This is a genomic window from Halorussus sp. AFM4 (assembly GCF_051194995.1).
Taxonomy (GTDB): Archaea; Halobacteriota; Halobacteria; order Halobacteriales; family Haladaptataceae; genus Halorussus.
This window is the reverse complement of the sequence record NZ_JBNTJT010000004.1, coordinates 490,064-511,405: the sequence shown is the minus strand read 5'-3', so window position 1 is coordinate 511,405 and position 21,342 is coordinate 490,064. Positions and strand designations below refer to the sequence as shown.

24 protein-coding genes and 1 tRNA gene are annotated in these 21,342 nt (G+C 67.9%); 15 read left to right on the top strand and 10 right to left on the bottom strand.

The window, feature by feature from the left end; genetic code table 11:
• Positions 1–1,189: 1,189 nt before the first annotated feature.
• Positions 1,190–1,591, bottom strand: coding sequence for a hypothetical protein (locus tag ACQUQF_RS20010; RefSeq protein WP_435180903.1), 402 nt, complete (start codon positions 1,589–1,591; stop codon positions 1,190–1,192).
• Between the two features lie 76 nt (positions 1,592–1,667).
• Positions 1,668–2,327 (bottom strand): nucleotidyltransferase domain-containing protein, encoded by a 660-nt coding sequence (locus ACQUQF_RS20005; RefSeq protein ID WP_435180902.1) that lies wholly within the window; start codon positions 2,325–2,327, stop codon positions 1,668–1,670.
• A gap of 351 nt (positions 2,328–2,678) precedes the next feature.
• On the opposite strand from ACQUQF_RS20005, the gene ACQUQF_RS20000 reads away from it, so the two are divergent.
• The 8 genes from ACQUQF_RS20000 (at position 2,679) to ACQUQF_RS19965 (ending at position 11,350) form a co-directional block, all read left to right on the top strand.
• Positions 2,679–3,215, top strand: coding sequence for a ribbon-helix-helix protein, CopG family (locus ACQUQF_RS20000; protein WP_435180901.1), 537 nt, complete (start codon positions 2,679–2,681; stop codon positions 3,213–3,215).
• A gap of 109 nt (positions 3,216–3,324) precedes the next feature.
• Entirely contained in the window at positions 3,325–4,533 is a 1,209-nt protein-coding gene (locus tag ACQUQF_RS19995; RefSeq protein WP_435180900.1) for an Nramp family divalent metal transporter, read from the top strand.
• Positions 4,534–6,540, top strand: coding sequence for a hydantoinase/oxoprolinase family protein (locus ACQUQF_RS19990; protein ID WP_435180899.1), 2,007 nt, complete (start codon positions 4,534–4,536; stop codon positions 6,538–6,540).
• Positions 6,537–6,692, top strand: a complete 156-nt coding sequence (locus ACQUQF_RS19985; RefSeq protein ID WP_435180898.1) for a hypothetical protein — start codon at positions 6,537–6,539, stop codon at positions 6,690–6,692. The genes ACQUQF_RS19990 and ACQUQF_RS19985 overlap by 4 nt, the downstream gene beginning before the upstream one ends.
• The gene (locus ACQUQF_RS19980) at positions 6,689–8,293 is read left to right on the top strand and encodes a hydantoinase B/oxoprolinase family protein (protein ID WP_435180897.1); all 1,605 of its coding nucleotides are present in this window, start codon (positions 6,689–6,691) and stop codon (positions 8,291–8,293) included. The genes ACQUQF_RS19985 and ACQUQF_RS19980 overlap by 4 nt, the downstream gene beginning before the upstream one ends.
• A gap of 16 nt (positions 8,294–8,309) precedes the next feature.
• Entirely contained in the window at positions 8,310–9,008 is a 699-nt protein-coding gene (locus tag ACQUQF_RS19975; protein WP_435180896.1) for a maleate cis-trans isomerase family protein, read from the top strand.
• Positions 9,009–9,162: 154 nt separating this feature from the next.
• On the top strand, positions 9,163–9,564 hold the full coding sequence (locus tag ACQUQF_RS19970; protein WP_435180895.1) for a hypothetical protein: 402 nt from the start codon (positions 9,163–9,165) through the stop codon (positions 9,562–9,564).
• Positions 9,565–9,865: 301 nt separating this feature from the next.
• Positions 9,866–11,350, top strand: coding sequence for an MATE family efflux transporter (locus ACQUQF_RS19965; protein ID WP_435180894.1), 1,485 nt, complete (start codon positions 9,866–9,868; stop codon positions 11,348–11,350).
• A 27-nt stretch (positions 11,351–11,377) separates the two neighbouring features.
• On the opposite strand, the gene ACQUQF_RS19960 is transcribed toward ACQUQF_RS19965, so the two are convergent.
• From ACQUQF_RS19960 to ACQUQF_RS19950, 3 genes are all read right to left on the bottom strand, one after another.
• Positions 11,378–12,586 (bottom strand): ABC transporter substrate-binding protein, encoded by a 1,209-nt coding sequence (locus ACQUQF_RS19960; RefSeq protein WP_435180893.1) that lies wholly within the window; start codon positions 12,584–12,586, stop codon positions 11,378–11,380.
• A gap of 82 nt (positions 12,587–12,668) precedes the next feature.
• Positions 12,669–13,778, bottom strand: coding sequence for an ornithine cyclodeaminase family protein (locus tag ACQUQF_RS19955; RefSeq protein WP_435180892.1), 1,110 nt, complete (start codon positions 13,776–13,778; stop codon positions 12,669–12,671).
• A gap of 261 nt (positions 13,779–14,039) precedes the next feature.
• Positions 14,040–14,777, bottom strand: coding sequence for a creatininase family protein (locus tag ACQUQF_RS19950; RefSeq protein WP_435180951.1), 738 nt, complete (start codon positions 14,775–14,777; stop codon positions 14,040–14,042).
• An 81-nt stretch (positions 14,778–14,858) separates the two neighbouring features.
• Here ACQUQF_RS19950 and ACQUQF_RS19945 point away from each other — a divergent pair, with 81 nt between their 5' ends.
• Positions 14,859–15,176 (top strand): DUF5789 family protein, encoded by a 318-nt coding sequence (locus ACQUQF_RS19945; protein WP_435180891.1) that lies wholly within the window; start codon positions 14,859–14,861, stop codon positions 15,174–15,176.
• A 9-nt stretch (positions 15,177–15,185) separates the two neighbouring features.
• Here the strand turns inward: ACQUQF_RS19945 and ACQUQF_RS19940 are convergent, their stop codons facing one another.
• A complete protein-coding gene (locus ACQUQF_RS19940) occupies positions 15,186–15,689 on the bottom strand; it encodes a DUF5790 family protein (RefSeq protein ID WP_435180890.1) in 504 nt (167 codons plus the stop codon).
• Between the two features lie 180 nt (positions 15,690–15,869).
• On the opposite strand from ACQUQF_RS19940, the gene ACQUQF_RS19935 reads away from it, so the two are divergent.
• Positions 15,870–16,274 (top strand): CBS domain-containing protein, encoded by a 405-nt coding sequence (locus tag ACQUQF_RS19935; RefSeq protein ID WP_435180889.1) that lies wholly within the window; start codon positions 15,870–15,872, stop codon positions 16,272–16,274.
• Positions 16,275–16,345: 71 nt separating this feature from the next.
• On the opposite strand, the gene ACQUQF_RS19930 is transcribed toward ACQUQF_RS19935, so the two are convergent.
• Complete coding sequence (locus tag ACQUQF_RS19930; protein WP_435180888.1) at positions 16,346–16,846, bottom strand: dihydroneopterin aldolase family protein; 501 nt, start codon at positions 16,844–16,846, stop codon at positions 16,346–16,348.
• A gap of 93 nt (positions 16,847–16,939) precedes the next feature.
• On the opposite strand from ACQUQF_RS19930, the gene ACQUQF_RS19925 reads away from it, so the two are divergent.
• Positions 16,940–17,548, top strand: a complete 609-nt coding sequence (locus tag ACQUQF_RS19925) for a translation initiation factor IF-2 subunit beta (RefSeq protein WP_435180887.1) — start codon at positions 16,940–16,942, stop codon at positions 17,546–17,548.
• 181 nt (positions 17,549–17,729) lie between these two features.
• Positions 17,730–17,870, top strand: coding sequence for a hypothetical protein (locus ACQUQF_RS19920; RefSeq protein WP_435180886.1), 141 nt, complete (start codon positions 17,730–17,732; stop codon positions 17,868–17,870).
• A gap of 194 nt (positions 17,871–18,064) precedes the next feature.
• Here ACQUQF_RS19920 and ACQUQF_RS19915 read toward each other — a convergent pair whose 3' ends face one another.
• On the bottom strand, positions 18,065–18,292 hold the full coding sequence (locus ACQUQF_RS19915; RefSeq protein WP_435180885.1) for a hypothetical protein: 228 nt from the start codon (positions 18,290–18,292) through the stop codon (positions 18,065–18,067).
• An 80-nt stretch (positions 18,293–18,372) separates the two neighbouring features.
• Here ACQUQF_RS19915 and ACQUQF_RS19910 point away from each other — a divergent pair, with 80 nt between their 5' ends.
• The 3 genes from ACQUQF_RS19910 (at position 18,373) to ACQUQF_RS19900 (ending at position 20,197) form a co-directional block, all read left to right on the top strand.
• Complete coding sequence (locus ACQUQF_RS19910) at positions 18,373–18,609, top strand: hypothetical protein (protein WP_435180884.1); 237 nt, start codon at positions 18,373–18,375, stop codon at positions 18,607–18,609.
• Positions 18,610–18,659: 50 nt separating this feature from the next.
• Positions 18,660–19,430 (top strand): NAD-dependent glucose-6-phosphate dehydrogenase Azf, encoded by a 771-nt coding sequence (gene azf, locus ACQUQF_RS19905; RefSeq protein ID WP_435180883.1) that lies wholly within the window; start codon positions 18,660–18,662, stop codon positions 19,428–19,430.
• A 410-nt stretch (positions 19,431–19,840) separates the two neighbouring features.
• Positions 19,841–20,197 carry a DUF7344 domain-containing protein gene (locus ACQUQF_RS19900; RefSeq protein ID WP_435180882.1) on the top strand — a complete coding sequence of 119 codons (357 nt, stop codon included), beginning with the start codon at positions 19,841–19,843 and terminating at the stop codon, positions 20,195–20,197.
• A gap of 19 nt (positions 20,198–20,216) precedes the next feature.
• On the opposite strand, the gene ACQUQF_RS19895 is transcribed toward ACQUQF_RS19900, so the two are convergent.
• Both ACQUQF_RS19895 and ACQUQF_RS19890 read right to left on the bottom strand, forming a co-directional pair.
• Positions 20,217–20,834 (bottom strand): DUF309 domain-containing protein, encoded by a 618-nt coding sequence (locus ACQUQF_RS19895; RefSeq protein ID WP_435180881.1) that lies wholly within the window; start codon positions 20,832–20,834, stop codon positions 20,217–20,219.
• A gap of 427 nt (positions 20,835–21,261) precedes the next feature.
• Positions 21,262–21,334, bottom strand: a tRNA-Arg gene (locus ACQUQF_RS19890).
• Positions 21,335–21,342 lie beyond the last annotated feature (8 nt).

Here is a 21,342-nt window from a genome sequence, read left to right as displayed (position 1 = left end):
ACCTCGTCTAAAGGAATTCCACCATGTCCGGAGTGTAACGGGTCGGTCGTAGACGACCACGGTCTCAAGTACTGCCTAGAGTGTGGGTGGGTGAGGAAACATCCTGCCGATTGACGGCCCGAGCGGTGGACGCTGCGCTTTTAAACGGAGAGCAATCGCGTTACAACCGCTTGTCCGTTGGCGGTGTGACCCAGCCTGAGTTACAAAATTAATTGTAGAACCGTTCGTGTCAGTCGCCGATCTTAATCCGAGCACTGCCTGGCTATATTACCCATCTGACGAAAAGAGAGGATTGGATGAACCAGATTATCTAAATCACCTGTTTTATACACTCTAAGTGCCCTTATAGCGTGTTTGACTGTGTTATAAATGTAAGATTCTAATCTTTTTACGGTATTCACCTCTCATCTGGCAAAATAGTGTTGGGGGATTTTCAGCGGCCGTCCCTACCGATCCCCGGCTTGCACAACCAAAAATGAATCAATTCGAACTAACCGAGCCAGTAGTAGAAGCTCTACTGCGGGATTGTAAATTTTCACTACGTCGCGACAGAAACTCATCATCCTACGCGAGCGATATCCGAAGCTGTTTCACTCCTCTCGCAGGGTCGGCGTACTTGAGGACATGTGTAGCTCCTTAATGGAGGCCACCTGTAATTTAACCATGCTCGCAAGTGGACAACACCGACACGGAGTTTCAATTACTTATGTTCAATTCGGCAGCGGAATCGACTCAGTAATGGTAAACCGTTATTTCCGCAAGAATTGTGCAGCTGACAGCCCGGGGTTCAGACCGAGCAGGAGCAGGTTCGCCTCGTCCTCTTGTTTGCGGCGGCATCGGGCACAGAGGTCCTGTACCTACGGACTCGACTCCTCCCTAACGACGCGTGTCGAGTAATCGGTACGCGCCCTCTGTTCAGTACGCTAACCCCGTCCAAAGTCCCTATTTTCAGACGTGGAGAGACGGGGTCCTTGCGGCCGAAAGGCCGATTCGTTCGATGATCGAACGAGAGTCCATGCCGCCCGTCGCATGCCTATCGGTTAATTTTAGCCGTTCCAGGGATCAAAACGTAGAATGGGAGCCCCATCACGTAATTTCTTTTATATTCCGTACGAAAACATTTCTATCATAGGACCCAGGTTTACACCTTCAAGTCTCCCCTCGGAAACTAAAATTAAGAGGTGGCCGATTACTCGCAGAGGCAGTCCCGCGTCCGCGTCAGCGCGACGACCTCCTGGTGAAGAGCTTCGGCAAGCGATAAGACCGTCTCAGCGCGATACTCGCCGGCGATGCCAGTCCGATAGTACGATTCCGACCGGTTTTCGACCCAGAGCGCTTCGAGTCGGTCGGCGACGTCTTGCGAGAACAGTCCTGCACGGACGCCCTCGTCGTATACCTCCGTATGTCGCTGACCGGCGACGTCGTACCCCTTCCCCTCGACGTAGAACTGAATCGACCGCTCGATGGCGACGAACGACGCCTCGATGATGACCGTGAAGTGACCGTTGCGGTCGAGGAGGAAGCCCGCGGCATCGAGGAGTCGGCACGCTTTGCGTAACTGGAGGGTGGACGAGTCAGGGACGTGCTCCAATCCGCTTCCGGGTTCTCTGGCTTGCGCTGAAAAGCGTCCTCCGCGTCGGCGAGCGCCTCCTCCAGTTCGTTCGAGGTCATTCGGCGTCCCCTCCGAACACGTCGCGCCTCACTCGGTCTAACGCATCGGTCTCGTACAACACGGCCCCCTCCTTCAGAATCGGACGGAGGTCGTCGCCCCGGTTGCGGGCGCTCTCTGTTGATTCGACGAACACCTCGAACTCGTAGCGCTGTCCGCCGATGGGGTCGGCTTCGAGGTCGCGTTTCACGTCCGAAGTGGTCCGACGCGCGGTCACCAACTCGTCGTCGTCCGCGACTAGCACGAACACGTCAATGTCGCTCACCCGGTCGGCCTCGCCGCGCGCTACGCTCCCGAAGCAGACGACCCCCGCAACCGACGGTACCTCGTCGGTGACACGTTCTACGAACGCGCGAAGCGGTTTCCGGAACTCCGCTTGCGGTATCTCCAGAAACGGGTCGTCGGCCTCGCGGAGTCGCGTCTCCTCGATTCGGTAGAGGGTCTTTCGACCACTGTCCCGACGGACGACCAGTCCCAGTGCTTCGAGTAGCGAGAGCGACTTCGAAACGCTCGGTCCGCCGAATCCGGTGAGCTCCTGTAGCTCGCAGTTCGAGAACTCCTCGGTCGGATTCTGTGCAGTGATTTCGAGAATGTCGTCCATCGCTTCGTACCGGAATATCTGGTCGTCCGGGAGCGGAAGCCGTATCTCGACGCGCATCTGTTACACCTGATGTAATCATTTATCCCTCATATAACTGGTGTGCGCCCTCTCGAACTGAAGAACGTCGACGCGGCGCAGTCGAACGTTACTCGTTCTACTCGATGCTGCGGAGCCGCTTTCACGTACTCTACCCTGAATCCGCATTTTCGCCCCCGCCAATTGGGCCGCCTCACGGCCGGACGGCCGATTCGTTCGGCTATCGGCTGAAAGCCTATGCCGACCGTCGGCTTCTGAACGGTCGAACTGGAGACTGTCGGAGCAGACCGCCCGGGCGGGCGGTGGTTCGAACGAGGGCCGGGTGAGAAACCGGACAGTGACATACAAGTGCGCCCCGAAGAGATACGAACCATGCCAGCAGACCGGGTGACAGTCTCGCTCGACGACGACTCGCGATCCGCGCTCGAGCAGCTCACCGAGCGGACGGAGGGGAGTCGAAGCGAGGTGATCCGCGAGGCGATCTCGTTCTACGCGGCGAACTTCGACTCTGCGACGGCGAGCGACAGCGACGACCTCCAGACGTACTACCAGATGCTGACGACGGGCGAACACGTCCTGCTCGACGTCGACCTGCTCCACGCGTTCCTGGACCACGTGGACGACGGCGACCCCGAGTTCCTCGAGACGGTCGATCGGGTCGCCCGCTACCACACCCAGGAGTACGCCGAGCGGTTCGATTCGCTGGGCGAGGTCCTCGACTGGCTCTCGTTCTGCGGGTTCCTGACGGTCCGACGGACGGAGGGGGACAGCTACCAGGTGGTGTTCCCGTCCGAGTCGGTGCGCTGGTTTATGATGCGGTTCATCCAGGGCAGCATCGAGGACCTCCCCTTCGAGGTGGAGATCGAGGAGAGCGTGTCGAAGGTGTTGCTGACCGAGTGTGAGGACTGAGCCGCCGCCCGCCGGTTTTCATACGTCCGATGCGTTCGATGCACACGGTTCTTAACAACCCTTTTTCTTGCGGAGAGTTACCGTGACAACGGATACCAACTAAACAACCATGAACGTTATCGAACGGCTCAAGGCGGTCGGTCCCGGTGCGATGGTCGCAGCGGCGTTCATCGGCCCCGGTACGGTGACGACGGCGAGCGTGACGGGCGCGGAGTTCGGCTACGCGCTCCTCTGGACGATCGCGTTCTCGATCGTCGCGACGATCATCCTCCAGGAGATGGCGGCCCGGCTGGGACTCGTCTCGGGCGAGGGACTGGGCGAGGCGCTCAGGGAGCGCTTCGAGAACCCCCTCGTCGAGTACGTGAGCATCTTCCTCGTCGTGGGTGCGATCGGCGTCGGGACGGCGGCGTACGAGGCCGGGAACATCCTGGGCGGCGCCGCGGGGCTGGCGACGATCACCGGCGTGAGCTCCACGGTGTGGGGCGTCGTCATGGGGCTGGTCGCCGGCGTGCTGCTGTTCACCGGGCGATACGAACTGATCGAGCGGGCGCTGGTGGGCCTCGTCGTCGTCATGGCCGTCTCGTTCGTCGCGTCGGCCATTCTGATCGGCCCGGACGTGGGTGCGATCGCCACCGGGTTCGTTCCGGGCATCCCGGAGGGGTCGGAGTACCTGATCACCGGCCTGGTCGGGACGACCATCGTCGGCTACAACCTGTTCCTGCACGCGAGCAACGTCCAGGAGCGGTGGTCCGGCCCGGACGACCTGCCGCAGTCGCGGAGCGACACCATCCTGTCCATCGCCGTCGGCGGCTTCATCACGATCACGATCATGATCACCGCCGCGGCGGCGTTCCCGAGGGGGACCGAGCTCAGCGACGTCGGCCGCATGGCCGAGCAGCTCAAGCCGCTCGCCGGCCCGTACGCGAAGCTGTTCTTCAGCATCGGCCTGTTCGCCGCCGGCTTCACGAGCGCGACGACGGCGCCGCTGGCCGGCGCCTGGGCGACGGCGGGCGCGCTCGGCTGGGAGTCGGACCTCAGGAGCACGAAGTTCCGCGCCATCTGGGGCATCATCCTCACGGTCGGCGTGCTGTCGGTCCTGCTCGGCGGGAGCCCGGTCGAGATCATCGTCTTCGCGCAGGTCGTGAACGGAATCTTGCTCCCCATCGTCGCGATCTTCCTCATCTACGCGATGAACCAGGACGAGCTGCTCGGCCAGTACACGAACGGGACCGTCGCGAACACCCTCGGCGCCGTCGTCACCGCCATCGTGGTCTGGCTCGGCGTCCGAACCCTGCTCAGCGTCGCGGGGGTGCTGTAGATGGCCGGCCGGGTCGTCGGCGTCGACGTCGGCGGGACGTTCACCGACGTGACGCTGCTGGTCGACGGTGAGCTCGTCACGGCGAAGGTGCCGAGCACCGAGGATCAGAGCGAGGGCGTGATGGCCGGCATCGAGAAGGCCTGCGCCGAGGCGGGCATCTCGCCCGACGAGGTCGAGGAGTTCTCGCACGCGATGACCGTCTCGGTGAACGCGCTGCTCGAGGAGTCGGGCGCGAAGACCGCCCTCGTCACGACCGAGGGGTTCCGGGACGTCCTCGAGATCGGCCGCCAGGACAGGCCGTCGCTGTACGACCTCGGGGCGGAGAAGCCGGCGCCGCTCGTGCCGCGGCGGCGCCGCTACGAGGTGAGCGAGCGGACGACGACGGAGGGAATCGAACGGCCGGTCGACGAGGACGAGGTCCGCGAGGTGGCCGCCGCGATCCGCGACGACGGCGCCGAGGCGGTCGCCGTCTCGCTCCTCCACGCGTACGCTCACCCCGAGAACGAGCGGCGCGTCGCCGAGGTGCTCCGGGAGGAGCTCGACGTCCCCGTGTCGGCGTCCCACGAGGTCCTGGCCGAGTTCCGCGAGTACGAGCGCACCTCGACGACGGTCGTCGATGCCTACGTGCGACCGGCGATCGACAGGTACGTCGGCGGCCTCACCGAACGGGCCGCCGACGCCGGCGTGCCCCAGCCCCGCATCATGCAGGCCAACGGGGGGATCACCGACGCCGACACGGTCCGACGGAACGCCGTGCTGACGGTGCTCTCCGGGCCGGCCGCGGGGGTCGTCGGCGCGAGCGCCACGGCCGGCGCCGGTACCGACGACCAGGATGCGGGACTCGTCACGTTCGACATGGGCGGGACGTCGAGCGACGTGAGTCTCGTCCGGGACGGCGACGTCGAGCGCACGACCGACGGGTCGATCAGCGACAGGCCGATCGGGACGCCGCTGGTCGACATCGAGACGGTCGGCGCCGGCGGCGGGTCGATCGCGTGGGTCGACGCCGGCGGCGCGCTCCGGATCGGCCCCCGGTCGGCGGGCTCGGACCCCGGGCCGGCGTGCTACGGCTGGGGCGGCACCGAGCCCACGGTGACCGACGCCAACCTCGTCCTCGGCTACATCGGGTCCAGCACCAGCCTCGGCGGGGAACTGTCGCTGGACGAGCGGGCGGCCCACGACGCGCTCGCCGACCTCGCCGACGAGGCCGGCATGGACGGCCCGGTCGAGGCCGCGCGGGGCGTGTACCGCGTCGCCAACGCGAACATGACGCGGGCCATCCGGTCGGTCACGGTCGAGCGCGGGTTCGACCCCCGGAAGTTCGGCCTCGTCGCGTTCGGCGGCGCCGGACCGATGCACGCCGTCTCGATCGCGGACAACCTCGACATGGACCGCGTCGTCGTCCCGCGGGCCTCCGGGGTCCTGTCGGCGTACGGGCTGCTCGCCGCCGACGAGAAGCAGGACGCGGTCAGGACCTACCAGCGATCGCTCGACGCCGTCGACCCCGACGACGTCGACGGTATCTACGCCGACCTGGAGGAGCAGGTGCTCGGCGAGATCAGCGCCCCCGACCGCGCCGCGGTCGAGCGCACCGCCGACCTGCGCTACGCCGGCCAGAGCTTCGAGCTGTCGGTCGACGTCGGCGAGTCGTTCGGCCCCCACGAGGCCGCCGAGCGGTTCGCGGCGGCCCACGAGGTCGCGTACGGCTACCGGATGGACGAACCGGTCCACCTGGTCAACTGCCGCGTCACGGCGACCGTCGAGCGGGCGGTGCCGGACGTCGAGTACGCGGCGGGCGGCGACGCGATGAAGGGGACCAGGGAGGCGACGTTCGAGGACGGCGTGTACGAGACGCCCGTGTACCACCGCGAGCGGCTACCGCCGGGGCGGACGGTCGAGGGGCCGGCTGTCATCGAACAGGACGAGAGCACGGTCGTCATCCCCCCGACGTGGGACGTCCGCGTCCGCGAGGACGGCGCGCTGGTGTCGGAGGTGGGTGACGAGTGACCGCGGAGGACGCGACCGCGACGGATATCGGCGGAGCTGTCGCGACGGATATCGGCGGAGCTGTCGCGACGAGGATCTGCGGAGCTACCGCGATGAGGACCTGCGGAGCTGAGGCCAACATGAACAGCACGACGGAGCTGATCCCGACATGAGTACCACAGACGACGAGATCGACCCCGCGACGCTGGAGATCCTCCGGAACCAGCTGGAGAGCATCGCAGAGGAGATGGGCCACGTCCTCATCACCGGATCGTACTCGCCGAACATCAAGGAGCGCCAGGACTGCTCGACCGCGCTGTTCGACGCCGAGGGGAAGATGGTCGCGCAGGCCGAACACATCCCCGTCCACCTGGGCGCGATGCCCGACGCGGTCGACGCGGTCACGGACAAGGACCCGAAGCCCGGGGACGTGTTCATCGTCAACGACCCGTTCGAGGGCGGCACCCACCTCCCGGACATCACCCTCGTGTCGACCATCGCGCCCGACGACGAGGTCGTGGGCTTCGCCGTCTCGCGGGCCCACCACGCCGACGTCGGCGGGAGCTCGCCCGGGAGCATGCCGCCGGGTGCCCGGGAGGTCTACGAGGAGGGGCTGCGGCTGCCGGCCGTCCGCCTCGTCGACGGCGGAGAGCGGAACGACGAGGTGCTCGAGATGATCCTGGCCAACGTCAGGACCCCCGACGAGCGCCGGGCCGACCTCCGGGCCCAGCGCGCCGCGAACGACCGGGCGGAGGAACGGCTCGGCGACCTCCTCGACGAGCACGGACCGCTGCTGCTCGACGCCTTCGACGCCGTCGTCGACTACTCGCGCGACCGCGTCGAGTCCGAACTGGCGGCGCTCCCGGACGGCGAGTACCGGGCCCGCGACGTGCTCGAAGGCGACGGCGTGACGGACGACGACATCCCCATCGAGGCGACGGTCACGATCGACGGCGCCTCGATCGCGGTCGACTTCTCGGGGACGGCCGAGCAGGTCGCCGGCAACCTCAACGCGCCGCTGGCGGTCGCGAAGAGCGCGGTCTACTTCGTCGTCCGCGCGGTCACGGACCCCGAGATCCCGCCCAACCACGGCTGCTACGAACCGGTGACCGTCTCGGCGCCGGAGGGCACGGTGCTGAACCCGACCCCGCCCGCCGCGGTGGTGGGCGGGAACGTCGAGACCAGCCAGCGGGTCACCGACGTCACCCTCGCGGCGCTCGCCGAGGCGATCCCCGACCGCGTGCCGGCCGGCGGCCAGGGCACGATGAACAACCTCATCATCGGCGACCGCACCGGCGGGTTCACCTACTACGAGACGATCGGCGGCGGCTTCGGCGCCAGGCCCGACAAGGACGGCATGGACGGGGTCCAGGTCGGGATGACCAACACGCTCAACACCCCGATCGAGGCGATGGAGACCGAGTACCCGCTCCGCGTGGAGCGGTACGCGCTCAGGGAGTCGAGCGGCGGCGACGGCGAGTACCGGGGCGGCCTGGGCCTCGAGCGGTCGGTCACCGTCGAGACCGACGCGACCGTGTCGCTGCTCACCGAACGCCGGCGCACGGCGCCGGCCGGCGTCGACGGCGGCGAGGACGGCGCCACGGGCGTGAACCTCGTCGACGGCGAGCGCGTCCCCTCGAAGGCCTCGGTCGACGTGAGCGCCGGGACCACCGTGACGGTCCTCACCCCCGGCGGCGGTGGCCACGGCGACCCGGACGAACGTTCTCGGGAGGCGAGAGAACGCGACCGCGCGGACGAGAAGGTGACCGAGTGATGGAGGCGATCGAGCGATGATTCGCCTCGGCCTCGTCGTCCCGTCGTCCAACACGACCGCGGAGCCCGAGTTCCGCGCGATGGCGCCGCCGGAGACCACCGTCCACGCCGCCCGGATGCCCCTGGAGGACGTCACGGCCGACCGGCTCGACGAGATGGCGGACGGCGCCGAGCGGGCGGCCGAACTGCTGTCGCACGCGGACGTCGACGGCGTGGCGTACGCCTGCACCACGGGCAGCCTCCTGCACGGGACGGGGTTCGACGCGGAGCTGGAGTCGCGGCTGTCGGCGCTGACGGGAGCGCCGGCCGTCGCGACGGCGCTCTCCGTGACGCGGGCGCTGGAGGCCCTCGACGTCGAGACGCTGGCCGTCGTCACCCCCTACGCGTCGGAACTCGACGAACTCGAGCGGGAGTACCTGGACGAGTCCGGGTTCGACGTGGTCTCGATCGACGGGCGGGGACTCGTCGACAACACCGCCATCGGCGACCTGACCGAGTCCGACGCCGAGCGCCAGGTGCGGTCGGCGGTCCCCCACGACCGCGACGTCGACGGCGTCTTCGTCTCCTGCACGAACTACCGGTCCGTCGCGGCGCTGGAACCGCTCGAGGCGGAGTTGGGCGTTCCGGTGATCTCCAGCAACGCCGCGACCGCGTGGGACCTCGGCAACCGGTTGGACGTCTCCCCGCGGCTCGATTCGTCGCTCGGCGACGTCTGAGTGGCCAGTCGAGGCCGGGCGGTTCTCCCCGTGCCGCCCGCTTCTCCTGCGACCTCCCGCGAGACCGGCCGTCGACCCTGACATCTCAGCGCCCGTTATCGGGGCTAATAACTCGCCGGAAACATTCAAGGGACGGCGTTCGCGTGCTCGACCTATGCCACAACAGGTGCACGTGGACGCGGAGAACTACACCATCGAAGTCGACGACGACGTCGGAGCGATCGTCCACACGTGGGACCGGTTCGCGTCCGGCGAGGAGTTCCGGGACGGCTGCAACGAGCTGCTCGCGTTCATCAGGGAGCGCGACGAGTCGAAGCTGATCATCGACACGAGCGGAATCCAGGCCCACGACGAGGCGGACAAGCAGTGGCTCCAGGAGGAGTGGATGCCCAAGGAAATCGAGGCGGGGACCGAGTACAGCGTCTCGGTCACCTCCGACAGCGCGATATCCCGGACAGAGATGGAGACGTTCGTCGACCAGACGGCCGACCTCCCCATCACCTACGTGCTGGCGGGCGACATGGCCGAAGCGAGGGAGTGGATCGCCGAGCAGTAACCCGGAGCGAGACGCCGTTTTGTTGTCCCGCGGCTGGTGATCATCGAGGATCGAACGTCGAGCGTCGCGCGTCGAGAGGGCTTCGCGCCGACGGACGGAGCGTCGACCGCTCGGCGGACGCACGTCTTCTCGGACCCCTCCCGGCCCCGAGGCAGTAGTTCCTCCGTTCCATCGCGACAGTGGTTAGCACGCCTCGTTAATCCATTTATAAGCCCCGGGAGTAGTGTCGGCTGAGAGAGACTCCGGCGGACCGACGACCGACTCGCAACCTTCAAATCCGACCATTTCATTTCGAAACTCAATGGATCACGCGGACGACACGATCACCGAGGGCGGGCTCCTCGGCCCGATGTTCAAGCTGGCGTGGCCCATCGTGGTCATCCAGCTGCTCCAGGTCACCTACAACATCGCCGACACGTTCTGGCTCGGCCGGCTGTCGGCCGACGCCGTAGGTGCGATGAGCCTCGCCTTTCCGCTTATCTTCCTGCTCATCTCCATCGCGGGTGGGTTCACCACCGCCGGCTCCATCCTGGTCGCCCAGTACACCGGCGCCGACAGCGAGGGGTCGGCGGGGAAGGTCGCCGGCCAGATCCTGACGTTCGTCACCGCGCTGGCGGTCGGGCTGAGCCTGCTGGGCTACGTCGCCACCGACGCGATGCTCGGCGCGCTCCCCAGCCAGGCCGAGACCACCGAGCAGGTCGTCCCGCTCGCCGCCGAGTACATGGAGGTGTTCTTCCTCGGCCTCCCGTTCCTGTTCGGCTTCTTCGTGTTCACCTCGCTGATGCGGGGGTACGGCGACACCCGGACGCCGATGCGGGTGATGGTGGTGTCGGTCGCGCTCAACGTGGTGCTCGACCCCCTGCTCATCTTCGGCCTCGGCCCTGTCCCGTCGCTCGGCATCGAGTCGGTGGTCGTGCCCGCGATGGGCATCGAGGGCGCGGCGCTGGCGACCATCTTCTCGCGGGGCGTCGCGAGCGCGCTCGGCTTCTACGTGCTGTTCGTCGCGCGGGCCGGGCCGGACGTCCAGACCGCGTACCTCGTCCCCGACGCGAGCTACATCTGGGACATCGTCCGCATCGGCGTCCCCTCGACGCTCGAGCAGTCGATGAGCGCGCTGGCGATGATCACCCTGACCGCGATGGTGGTCCAGTTCGCGCCGCCGGTGGTCTCGGCCTACGGGCTGGGCAACCGGCTCGCGTCGCTCGTGTTCCTGCCGGCGATGGGGCTGGGCCGGGCGACCAACACGATGGTGGGCCAGAACCTCGGGGCGGGCAAGCCCGACCGGGCCGAGCGCGCCGTCTGGATCGCCGCGAAGGTCGGGGCGGCGGTGATGTTCGCGGTCGCGATCGTGGCGGCGCTGGTGCCCGAGCCCATCGTCTCGGTGTTCATGGCGACCGGGAGCGAGGCCGCCCGCGAGACGGTCCGCCACGGCGCGACCTACCTCCGGATCCGCTCGGTCGAGTTCACCTTCATGGCGGTGCTCCAGGTGATGCTGGGCGCCTACCGGGGCGCGGGCAACACCAAGACCGCGATGGCGTTCTCGGCGGTCGCGCTCTGGATCGGCCGGGTGCCGACGGTGTACTACCTCTCGTTCGTCGCGGGCATGGGCGCGACCGGCATCTGGATCGGCATGGCGATGGGCAACGTCGTCGGCGCCGCCGCGGCCGCGCTGTGGTTCACCCGCGGGACCTGGAAGGCGACCGTCATCGACAGGGACGGGACCGACAGGTCGGTCGAGGACGAGACCGACACGTCGGCCCAGGCCGAGCCGGTGCCGGAGGACTGAGCGCCGGGGGCCCGTCCCCGCGGTCGGTCAGAAGTCGCCGGTGACGACGTTCGCCACTTCTCGGTGGTCGAACAGCCGCTCGCTCTCGTCCGCGAGGGTGTCGAGCCCCTCCCACGCGCCGAACACCCCGGGGTAGAACTGCTTGGCCGCGATCTCGGTCTGGAACAGGTTGACGATGGGGCCCTGGTAGGAGGTGCCGCCGCGGTAGAGCCGGTCGTTCTCCACGGCCGAGAGCTGCGACCCGATCGGGTCGTCGGCCATCTGCTGCATGCTGGTCTCGAACTGCTGGGCCGTGGCGTGCGAGAACCCGTAGGAGAACACCAGCACGTCGGGGTCGACCTCCAGCAACTGCTCGTAGTCCCACTCGGCGTAGCCGCCGTCGATGTGCGGGCCGAAGGCGTCCCGGACGCCGAGGTCCCGGTACTGCTTCTTCCCGTTTCCCTCCCCGATGGGGTAGGCGTAGAACGACCCGTTCTCGAAGTCGGAGTTGATCGAGAGCAGCCCGATCTCGGGGCGGCCCTCCCTCGCGGGGAGCCGGGACCGCACGTCGGAGACGAACGCGTCGTGGACCGACTTGATGGCCTCGTACCGCTCGCGCTCCCGGAACACCGCCGCGATCTTCTCGAAGGCCTCGTACAGCGAGTAGTACCGGTAGTCGTGCCAGTCCTCGCCCCGCCGCCGGATCGAGTTGCCGACGATGGGCCCGACGTTGGTCGCGACCTCCTCGAAGTCGGCGGGCTCCCACGAGTCGTCGAGGCGGGCGATGAAGTTGGGGTCCATCAGGTGGACGTCGCAGTCCATCGAGTAGAACACCTCCTTGTCGATACTGCTCTCGCCGTAGAGCTGGGGCACGTCGTCGAACGAGACGTCGACGCCCGGGAGGTAGTCGTAGAACTCCAGCGGCCAGTTCTCTGTAAAGACGAGCCCCTCGAGCCCGTCGAGCTGGCCGAGCGCGATGCCCATGTCGCCGTACGTGCTGAAGTACGCCATCCACGACTCGGGGACCGACTCGAAGGTCACCTCGCCCATCGGTTCCATCCTCACCGAGTACGACTCCCCGTCGGTGGTCGACCGGGTCGCTCCGGCCGTCGTCGTCTCGGAACCCGACGCCGTCGCGGTCGGGTCGGCCCCGTCGCTGCCGCCGGTGCAGCCGGCCAGTCCCGCCGCGACGGCCGCGCTTCCGCCGGCTTTCAGCATCCGTCGCCGCGATACCTCGGACTCGAATCGCTCCGACATACGATTTAGGTTCCCCTAAATCCCATAAAGCTGCTTCGATTTTTAGGCGAGCCAAAAGACGGGGCGCCCCGTACGGGTCGGACTACAGCGACACCTCCTCGCCGACGCCCGCCTCCGTCGCTCGCTCGAAGACGTGCTCGGCGGTCGCGGCGTCGAGCACCGCGGTCCCGACGCTCTCGACGATCACAATCTCGTCGTCGGACTCGCGTCCCGCCCGGCCCTCCAGTACGTCCGAGAACGGGATCAGTTCGTCCTCGGCGACGTCGGCGCCCAGCGCGTCGCCGATCTCCGCCACCTCCGCTGGCACGTCGGCGAAGACCCGGCCCGCGCGCGCGAACGTCTCGGCGTCGAGTTCGCGCATCTCGGCGGTGTAGGCGCCGACCGCGACGACGAGGGTCCCCGGGTCGAGCGCCGCGCCGGGGAACACCGGCTCGGTGGCCGTGGTGGCCGTGACGACCACGTCGGCGCCGGAGACGGCTTCCTCGGGGGAGTCGACGGCCCGGACTGCGTCGTCCGGGAGACCGAGCTCCGCCCGGAGGTCGGCGGCGCACTCCCGCCTGGAGTCGCTGGGCGAGTAGATCCGGACCGACGCGAGATCGGTCGCGGCCGCGATGGCGCGGGCCTGCCAGCGGGCCTGCGTTCCCGCCCCGAGGAGTGCGAGCGTGAGGCCGGCGTTGTCGTCCGCGCCGGCACTGGGGACGGCGAGTTCGGCCGCCGCCAGGCCGCCGACGCACCCGGTCCGGGCGTTGGTGATTCTGGTGCCGGCGAGGTAGGCGGCTGGGAGGCCGGTGGCGGCCTCGGTGAGCGCGATCTGTGCGTTGACCGTGGGCAGGCCGCGCTCGGCGTTGCCCTCGTGGACCCCGACCAGTTTCGTCGCGTAGTGCTCGGCGCCGTGGACGTACGCGGGCATCACGAGACCGGTGCCGCAGGGTTCGTCGGGGGTGGCGGTGTCCGTGGCGTCGGGGGTGTGGTTCGAATCGGCCGCGGTGTCGGTGGAGTCAGCGGTGTCGGTATCGTGGTCGGAACCGCCGGAGTCGCTGCAATCGAGTCCCGTACCGACCGGGAAGTGGGGCCGGTCGGGGCGCTCGACCTCGCCGCGGCCCTGCTTGCCGAACGCCTCGCGGACGACCCCCAGGAGGTCGTCGAGGTCGAGGCAGTCGGCCACCGCGGCGTCGGAGAGGATACGGACCATGCTCGGGGGTTCGTCGGCCTGTGAGTTATGCGTTCTCGTGGACCATCAGGAGGTCAGCCTTCGCAAAGGACCCGGCGAACGCATCGGAGCTAGCTACTGCCGTCACATCTGTCCCGCAACCGCAACCGCGACCCACACACCTCCCCAGCCGCTTGCGGTCCTCGGCCTACGGCCTGCGGTCCTCAGCCCTCGCGCATGTCGGCGCGACCACTGACGGGTCGCGCCAGCGCACGCCGACCGCACCGTCGTCGGGAAGCCGAGCTACTTGTGCGGCGGCAGTTCCACGTCCCGCGATTCGACGGCCTCCAGCAGTCGGACCAGCGCCTCGGCGGCCAGATCGAGCAGTTCCGCGCCGCGCTCGGCCGAGCCGTCCGCGGGGTCGCCGACCACGCCGTTCTCCGTGAACTCGGCCGAGTCGACCGCGAGGTTGGCGTAGCTGACCCACTCGCCCCAGCCGTCGCTGGCGCCCTCCCGCGCCTCCTCGATCCGGTCCTCCGCCACCAGGTCCGGGGCGACGTGGCGCAACATCGCGGTTTCGAGCGGGCCGCCGTGGCCCATCTCGTCGGCGTGGTCGCCGACCGCCTCGAACCACGTGAACGGGACGGCGTAGGCGTCGTCCTCGCGCACGATGGTCGAGGCGACCTCCCGGAGCGCGCCGACGTTGCCCCCGTGGCCGTTGACGAGGACGACCCGGTCCCAGCCGTGGTGGGCGAGGCTCGCGACCGTCTCCCGGACGTAGTCCCGGAACGTGTCCTCGGAGACCCACAGCGTCCCGGTGAACTGGCGGTGCTCGGCGGCCACGCCGACCGGGATCGCGGGCGCGACGGCGACCTCGCCGTCGTGGGCGTCCGCGCCGGCCTCGGCGACCGCCTCGGCGGTGAGCACGTCGGTGCCCAGCGGCGCGTGGGGCCCGTGCTGTTCGGTGCTGCCGACCGGCAGGAGCGCGAGGTCGGTGTCGACCGCGTCGGCGTCGGTCCACGTCGAGTCGGAGAGGTCCATGTCCGGGTAGAGGGCGAGCGCGGACTTGTAGCCGGGGGTTCGGGCCACACGCCTTATTCGGGTTCGCGGCGTAGCGCCTGTATGAGCGAATCCGGCGACGACGACCGCACGCTCGGGCTCGACTTCGGCGAGGTCGAGGACGACCTCGAGAACGAGGACTACCCGGTCTCGGCGGACGAACTGCTCGAGAAGTACGGCGATCGGGAGATCGGCACGTCCGACGGGTCGGAGTCGTTCAGGGAGGTGCTGGTGACCGGCGGCGACGAGGAGTTCGAGTCGGCCGACGAGGTCAAGCAGACGGTGCTGAACCGGGTCGGCGGCGAGGCCGTGGGTCGGAAGGGGTACACCGACCGCGGCGCGGGCAGCGCCGAGGGCGAGCAGAGCGACGAGTCGTTCTGAGGCGGTCCGTCACTCGGCGGCTTCGACTTCTTCTGCGTCGGCCTCGTCTTCGGGGTCGGCCTCCTCACTTTCCTCTGCGTCGGCCGCGTCCGCTTCGTCTTCGGCGTCCTCGTCTTCGTCCTCGGCGCCGAGTTCCTCCAGCGCGTTCTTGAGGCTCGGGATCGTGCTGGTGAGGTCGCCGACCTGCTCGCGGGCCTCCTCGATGTCCTCGATGGCCTCCCCGACGCGCTGGATCTCGGCCTCGAGGTCCTCGGCGTCGTCGAAGGCGTCGGCGCGCTCGCCCATCGTGTACCACTTCTTGGCGTCCCGCAGGGCGTCCTCGGCGTCGCCCGTGTCGAGCGCCGACCGGAGCGCGTTGAGCGCCCCGAGGGTGTTGTCGGCGTCGACGTTCCAGATGTCGTCGGCGTCGGGCAGCGCCGCGGTGGCCTCGTCGAGGCTGGCCTCCACGTCCTGGCGGACCTCGCTGGCCGCCTCGCCGAACAGCTCGTCCTCGTCGAGTGTCGATTGGCTCATACGTTACCGTTCGGCGCGGTGCCTTTTAAACCCACGCCCGAAACTGAAAGTGAAATCCGGCCACGCGGCCGCCGAGCCCCGGATCGAACCGAAAGGAACGACCCGGATCGGGAACTCCGTCGCCGGCGTCGGAGTATCCCGAAGCGAATACTTTTCAGCGATGGCGCGGAAGGGACCCACATGGAAGACATCTTCGTCGGACGCCTCATGTCCTCGCCCGTCGAGACGGTCGCACCGGACACGGCGGCCCACGTCGCCGCCGAGACGATGATCGACGAGGGCATCGGATCGGTGGTCGTGACGGACGACGACGGCCGGTTGCTGGGCATCCTGACCGCCACGGACTTCGTCCAGATCGCGGCCGAGCAGCGGTGGGCCACCGACGCCACGGTCGAGACCTACATGTCGACCGACGTGACGACCACCACCGTCAACGCGGAGGTCCGGGACGTCGCCGACCTGATGATAGAGGAGGGGTTCCACCACGTGCCCGTGGTCGACGAGGAGGAGGGCGTCGTCGGCATCATCACGACGACCGACATCACGGCCTACATGTCCACGGTCCAGACGCCGAGCCCGGCCTGATCGGACGCGGCGGACGTTTCGGTGCGGGGCGTAGTGCGGACCGGTGAGGACGGTGCGGCGATCGGCGCGGGCTACCGCTCGGTCACGGACTCGACCGTCATCAGCGGGTAGCCGTCCTCCATCTCCATCCGCGTGACGACCTCGACGCCCTCGCGCGCGACGACGATCTCGACCTCCATGAACCGGCCGGTGAGTTCGGTGTAGCCACCGGAGGACGCTTCCTCGCCGTCGGCGAGACTGCCTCCTCCGAGCTCCCCCTCGCTGTCGCTCGCGGGAACGCGGTCGATTTCGGCTTCGAGCTCCTCGGTCAGGATGTCCACCGTCACGGCCTCGCAGAACGGCTGGTTCTCGATGGACTCCTCGATGGCGGTCGCGAGACTGGGCGCGCTCGCCGGGCTGACGGGCGTGCCGGCGAACTGGTGGTAGAGCGCGCCGAACTTGATGCCCGCCTCGAAGCAGGCCGCCTCGCCGTCGGTCGGGGCCGCGTCGGGGTCGGTCGGTCCCGAATCGGGGTCGGTCGAGTCGGCGCCGGAGTCGACCGGATCGCCGGCGTCGGGGTCGCGTTCGTCCATGGCGGACGTGTCGCGGGCGGGAGAGAAAAGCCGCCCGGTCCGTGGGTCGATTCATCACGGAATACCTATCCGTGTCCGACACCTTCCGTCCCCATGGACTACGCATCGAATCTCGACAGAGCGATGGACGCGACCCCCGACTTCGAGGGCCAGGACGAGCGGTTCAGCTACCCCGACGCCGCGACGCAGAAGGACGGGGCGTTCACGCGACTCACCAACCTCAGCGACATCGCCGACGCGCTCGGGCGCGACCCCGAGCACATCCACAGCGCGCTCCAGCGCGAACTCGGCACCAACGGGAAGCTCGAGGACGGCCGGGCGCGCTACAACGGCACCTTCTCCGGGTCGGACTTCGACGCCGCCCTGGAGAGCTACGTCCAGGAGTTCGTGCTCTGTTCGGAGTGCGGCCTGCCCGACACCCGGCTGGTCCGGGAGAACCGCAACCTCATGCTGCGCTGCGACGCGTGCGGGGCGTTCCGCCCGGTCACCAAGCGCTCGACCCAGAGCCAGCAGCAGAACCGCGAGGCGGTCGAGGAGGGCGCCACCTACGAGGTCAAGATCACCGGCACCGGCCGGAAGGGCGACGGCGTCGCCGAGAAGGGCAAGTACACCATCTTCGTCCCCGGCGCCCAGGAGGGCGACGTGGTGCAGATCTACATCAAGAACATCAGCGGCAACCTGGCGTTCGCGCGGCTCGCCTGAGCGTCTCCTTTCTCTCCAGCAGACAGCGGCACAGCCTCCTTATTCGGAAGTACTTGCGAAGCTCACAGCCGGCACAGAGTGTGCCTTTCACGGAGAGTGATCCTCCCGGAAGTAGTTTCGCTCCCGTCGCGACAGACACCGACACCGAAGAGAATTTATAGCCGTATTGACTATTTTCGGTATGGACGATAGCGGCGGTATGGGCGGCGGCCCACCTCCGGTGCCTCAGAACCCGTCGAGCGGCGACGGGAACGCGCTCTGGCTCCTGCTCCCGATTGTCGTCTGTTTTGTCCTGCTCGTCGCGGCGTTCTACGTGTGGTAACCCCCGGGAGCGATTGGAACACCCCGAGCCGTTCTGCCGGGAGCGAGCGGAACTCTGATTCCGGGTCGTCAAACCCCGAGCCGACCGATCCGTTTACACCTCGTACGTGTCGGATCGGCGTTCGGAACTTCGAGACGCCGACTGGAGAGGAGCCATGCGGCCAGCCACTCTTCGCGCTCGATTCTCGCCGCTTCTCACTCGGTCAGCGGCAGGACGATGCCGAAGACGAGGGGGACGAGCAGCGCGCCGAGCGTGCCGACGATCTCCAGGTCGGTGAACAGCGCGTCCTCCCACGCCGGCAGCGAGAGGTGCATCGCCGCGGCGAAGAACTCGCCGCCGGCCCCGACGGCGAAGAGTCCGATGCTCGCGAGGAAGCCGAGTTTCGTGACGCGCGGGTAGTCGATGTCGCCGTATCTGCCCATGTCCGCGAGTCCGCAGTCGGCGGACAAAAGGATTCTCCAATCGCAAAAGCCCTTTACATACCGAGTTCGTCCGTCGTGGCATGTACGATCTCCTGACGGAACTCGGGTCCGAGGCGCTCGGCCTCGTCGCGTACGCGGTCGGCACGCTCGCGCTGTCGGCCGTCGGCCTGGTCGCGGAGTACAACAGCCTCCGGCGGCTGGCCGGCGGCGACGCGCTGCTCGCCGCCTGGTTCGGGCTCATGGGCCTCGTCGCGCTCGCGTTCGCCGCGAACCTCGGCCGCGACGAACTGATTCCGCGGCTCGCGGCCGACGAGTAGTCCGAGCGAATCGCACCTTACTTATCACCCGCTTCCCTCCCTACAGTTGAATGGACGACCCAGTCCTGCTTACGGGCGCGGAGGGCCGCGTCGGGCAGGCCATCCTCTCGGAGCTGTCGGGGGAGTACGAGTGGCGGCTGCTCGACCGGGACCCGCCGACCCGCGACACCGACCACGAGTTCGTCGTCGCCGACATCACCGACGAGGAGGCGGTCCGAGACGCGGTGGCGGGCGTCGGCGCGGTCGTGCACCTCGCGGGCGACCCCCGGCCGGAGGCCCCCTGGAACAGCGTCCTGACCAACAACATCGACGGCACGCGGAACGTGTTCGAGGCGGCGGTCGAGGAGGGCGTCGAGAAGGTCGCGTTCGCCTCGTCGAACCACGCGGTCGGCGCGTACGAGACCGACGAGCGCACGCCGGACATGTACCGGCCAGGCGACGACTTCCGGCTCGACGGCGACGAGTTCCCGCGGCCGGGCAACCTCTACGGCGTCAGCAAGGCGACCGGCGAGCTGCTGGGCCGGTACTACCACGACGAGCACGGCCTCAGTGTCGTCTGCGTCCGCATCGGCAACCTCACTAAGAGCCACCCGCCGCGGGACTACGAGCGGGGCCAGGCGATGTGGCTCTCCCACCGCGACTGCGCCCACCTCTTCGACCGATGCATCCGGGCCGACTACGGCTTCGAGATCGTCTACGGCATCTCCGACAACGACCGGAAGTACTACTCCATCGAGCGCGCCCGCGAGGTGCTGGGCTACGACCCGCAGGACAACTCCGCGGAGTACGCCGACGCCGAGCGCGTCGAGAGCGGCGGCTGACCGAGTCGACCGGAACAGAAAGCATATATCGCGGAGGTGACGAGTTCCCGGCGGCGGCGGTTCGCGCTCCGCTTCCCCTGTTGCGCCCTCTGCCGTCCGTCACCCGCTTTCGATTCTTTCGCAGGAGACGTCGCCTCGATACTCGACCGGGAGCACACTGGCGACCGGTCGATCAGAGGCGCGCCGCGGTTCCGCGACGGACTCGACGTCGACGGTGGTCCCCCGTTCCGGTCCGCTCGGCGGTCACACACTGCTCTCTAAAAATAAATCCCGGACGTTCCCTTATATAACGGGGTCGTGTCGCTCGTTGCATACAGAAGTATTCGAAACATATCGCCATACTTAGGTAGCGGCGTCGTATTATATTACGTAGAGTTGTCTGACGCTTAGTAATCTCGAGGAGAGAAATAATGAAAGGGGGTGACCGAATCCGAGAGGACGGAGGCGTTTCGCGACTCGACCGCTACCTTCGGACGCTGGGCGACGAGCGCCGCCGACACCTGCTGTACTACCTCAGCGACAACCCGTCGGCGACCGTCGACGAGCTCGCCAGGGAAGTGGCCGCGCGCGACACCGACCGCGCGACGTCGGCGGTGTCGGAGGAGGAGTGCGACCGGATGCGGGCGAAGCTCCACCACGAGCACCTGCCGCGGCTGCGCGACTACGGCATCGTCGACTACGACGAGCGGAACCGGGACGTCCGGCTCGTCGACCGCTCGCAGGTGCTGCTGATGCTGCTGCAGGTCTGCCGATTCATCGAGGAGTGACCCCGGAGTCGGGCGGGAGTCAGTCGAACAGGCCGGCCACGTCGTCCTCCTCGTGGTCGCGCTTGCCGACCGCGTCCCGGAGCCGCCGGAACACCAGGTCGCGGTTCGCCCCGTCGCGCGCGAAGTCCATCACGAAGGTGACGAACGGGCTGGTGGCCCGGTCGGCGTCGAGGTCGTCGCGGGCGTACCCGACCGCCCTCTCGACGATCTCCTCGTCGTAGCCGTACTCCTCGGCCATCACCTCGGCCGCGATGGCGGCCGCCTCGAAGCGCAGGTCCTCGGGCCGGAGCGCGACGCCCTCGTGGGTCAGGTCGGGCGGCGCGACCCGCTCGACGTGCTCGGGGTCGGCCGCGACGGCCCGGAGGTAGGTCCGGACCTCGCCGACGTTCACCGCCCGGTAGTCGGCCGGGAGGTCGGCGAGGTACGCCGCACCGCTCTCGGCCAGGCCACGGGCGCCCGGCCAGTTCGCGCCGTGGGCGTGGTGGACCGCGGCGGTGAACTGGATGAGCCCGTGGAGGAACCGCTCGTCGTCGGTGCCCGATTCGAGGTCGAGCCAGCGGTCCTCCCACGCGTCGTGGGCCGCGTGGAACTCGCCGTCGTTGTAGATGGCGATACCGGCCCGGAGGTGGTCGTCCATCAGCGGGCAGTACGGGGTTCGCGGACAAGGGCGTTCGGGAGTCGAGGCGTCGCGATAGGCGGCGAAGTCCGCCGAGTCGCGTACCGCACGGACGACGCCCCGCTCGACGTCGATGCGCTGCGCGAGAACGTCCTGGCGGAGTCCCCGTTCGCGGATTCGCGTCGCGACAGCAACGTCCTGGCCGAGATTTGAACTCGCCGAGACGGACCGGGATGCTCACTACGTTGCGCTTCCGGACTGCGACTCGTCTGCTCGAATCTCCGCGGACGGAGTACGCGCAGCACGGACGACTCGCTCCGCTCGTAGTCGTTGTGCTGCGCGAAAACGTCCTGGCGGAGGTTCACGCGAGCGGAGCGAGCGTGAACCACGCCAGGACGTGAATGACGACGCGACCGCTGAGCGAAGCGAAGCGGTCGCAAGGAATGAACGTCCTGGCGGAGATTTGAACTCCGGTCCCTGGCTCCGCAAGCCAAGAGGATAGTCCACTACCCTACCAGGACTCGACTCT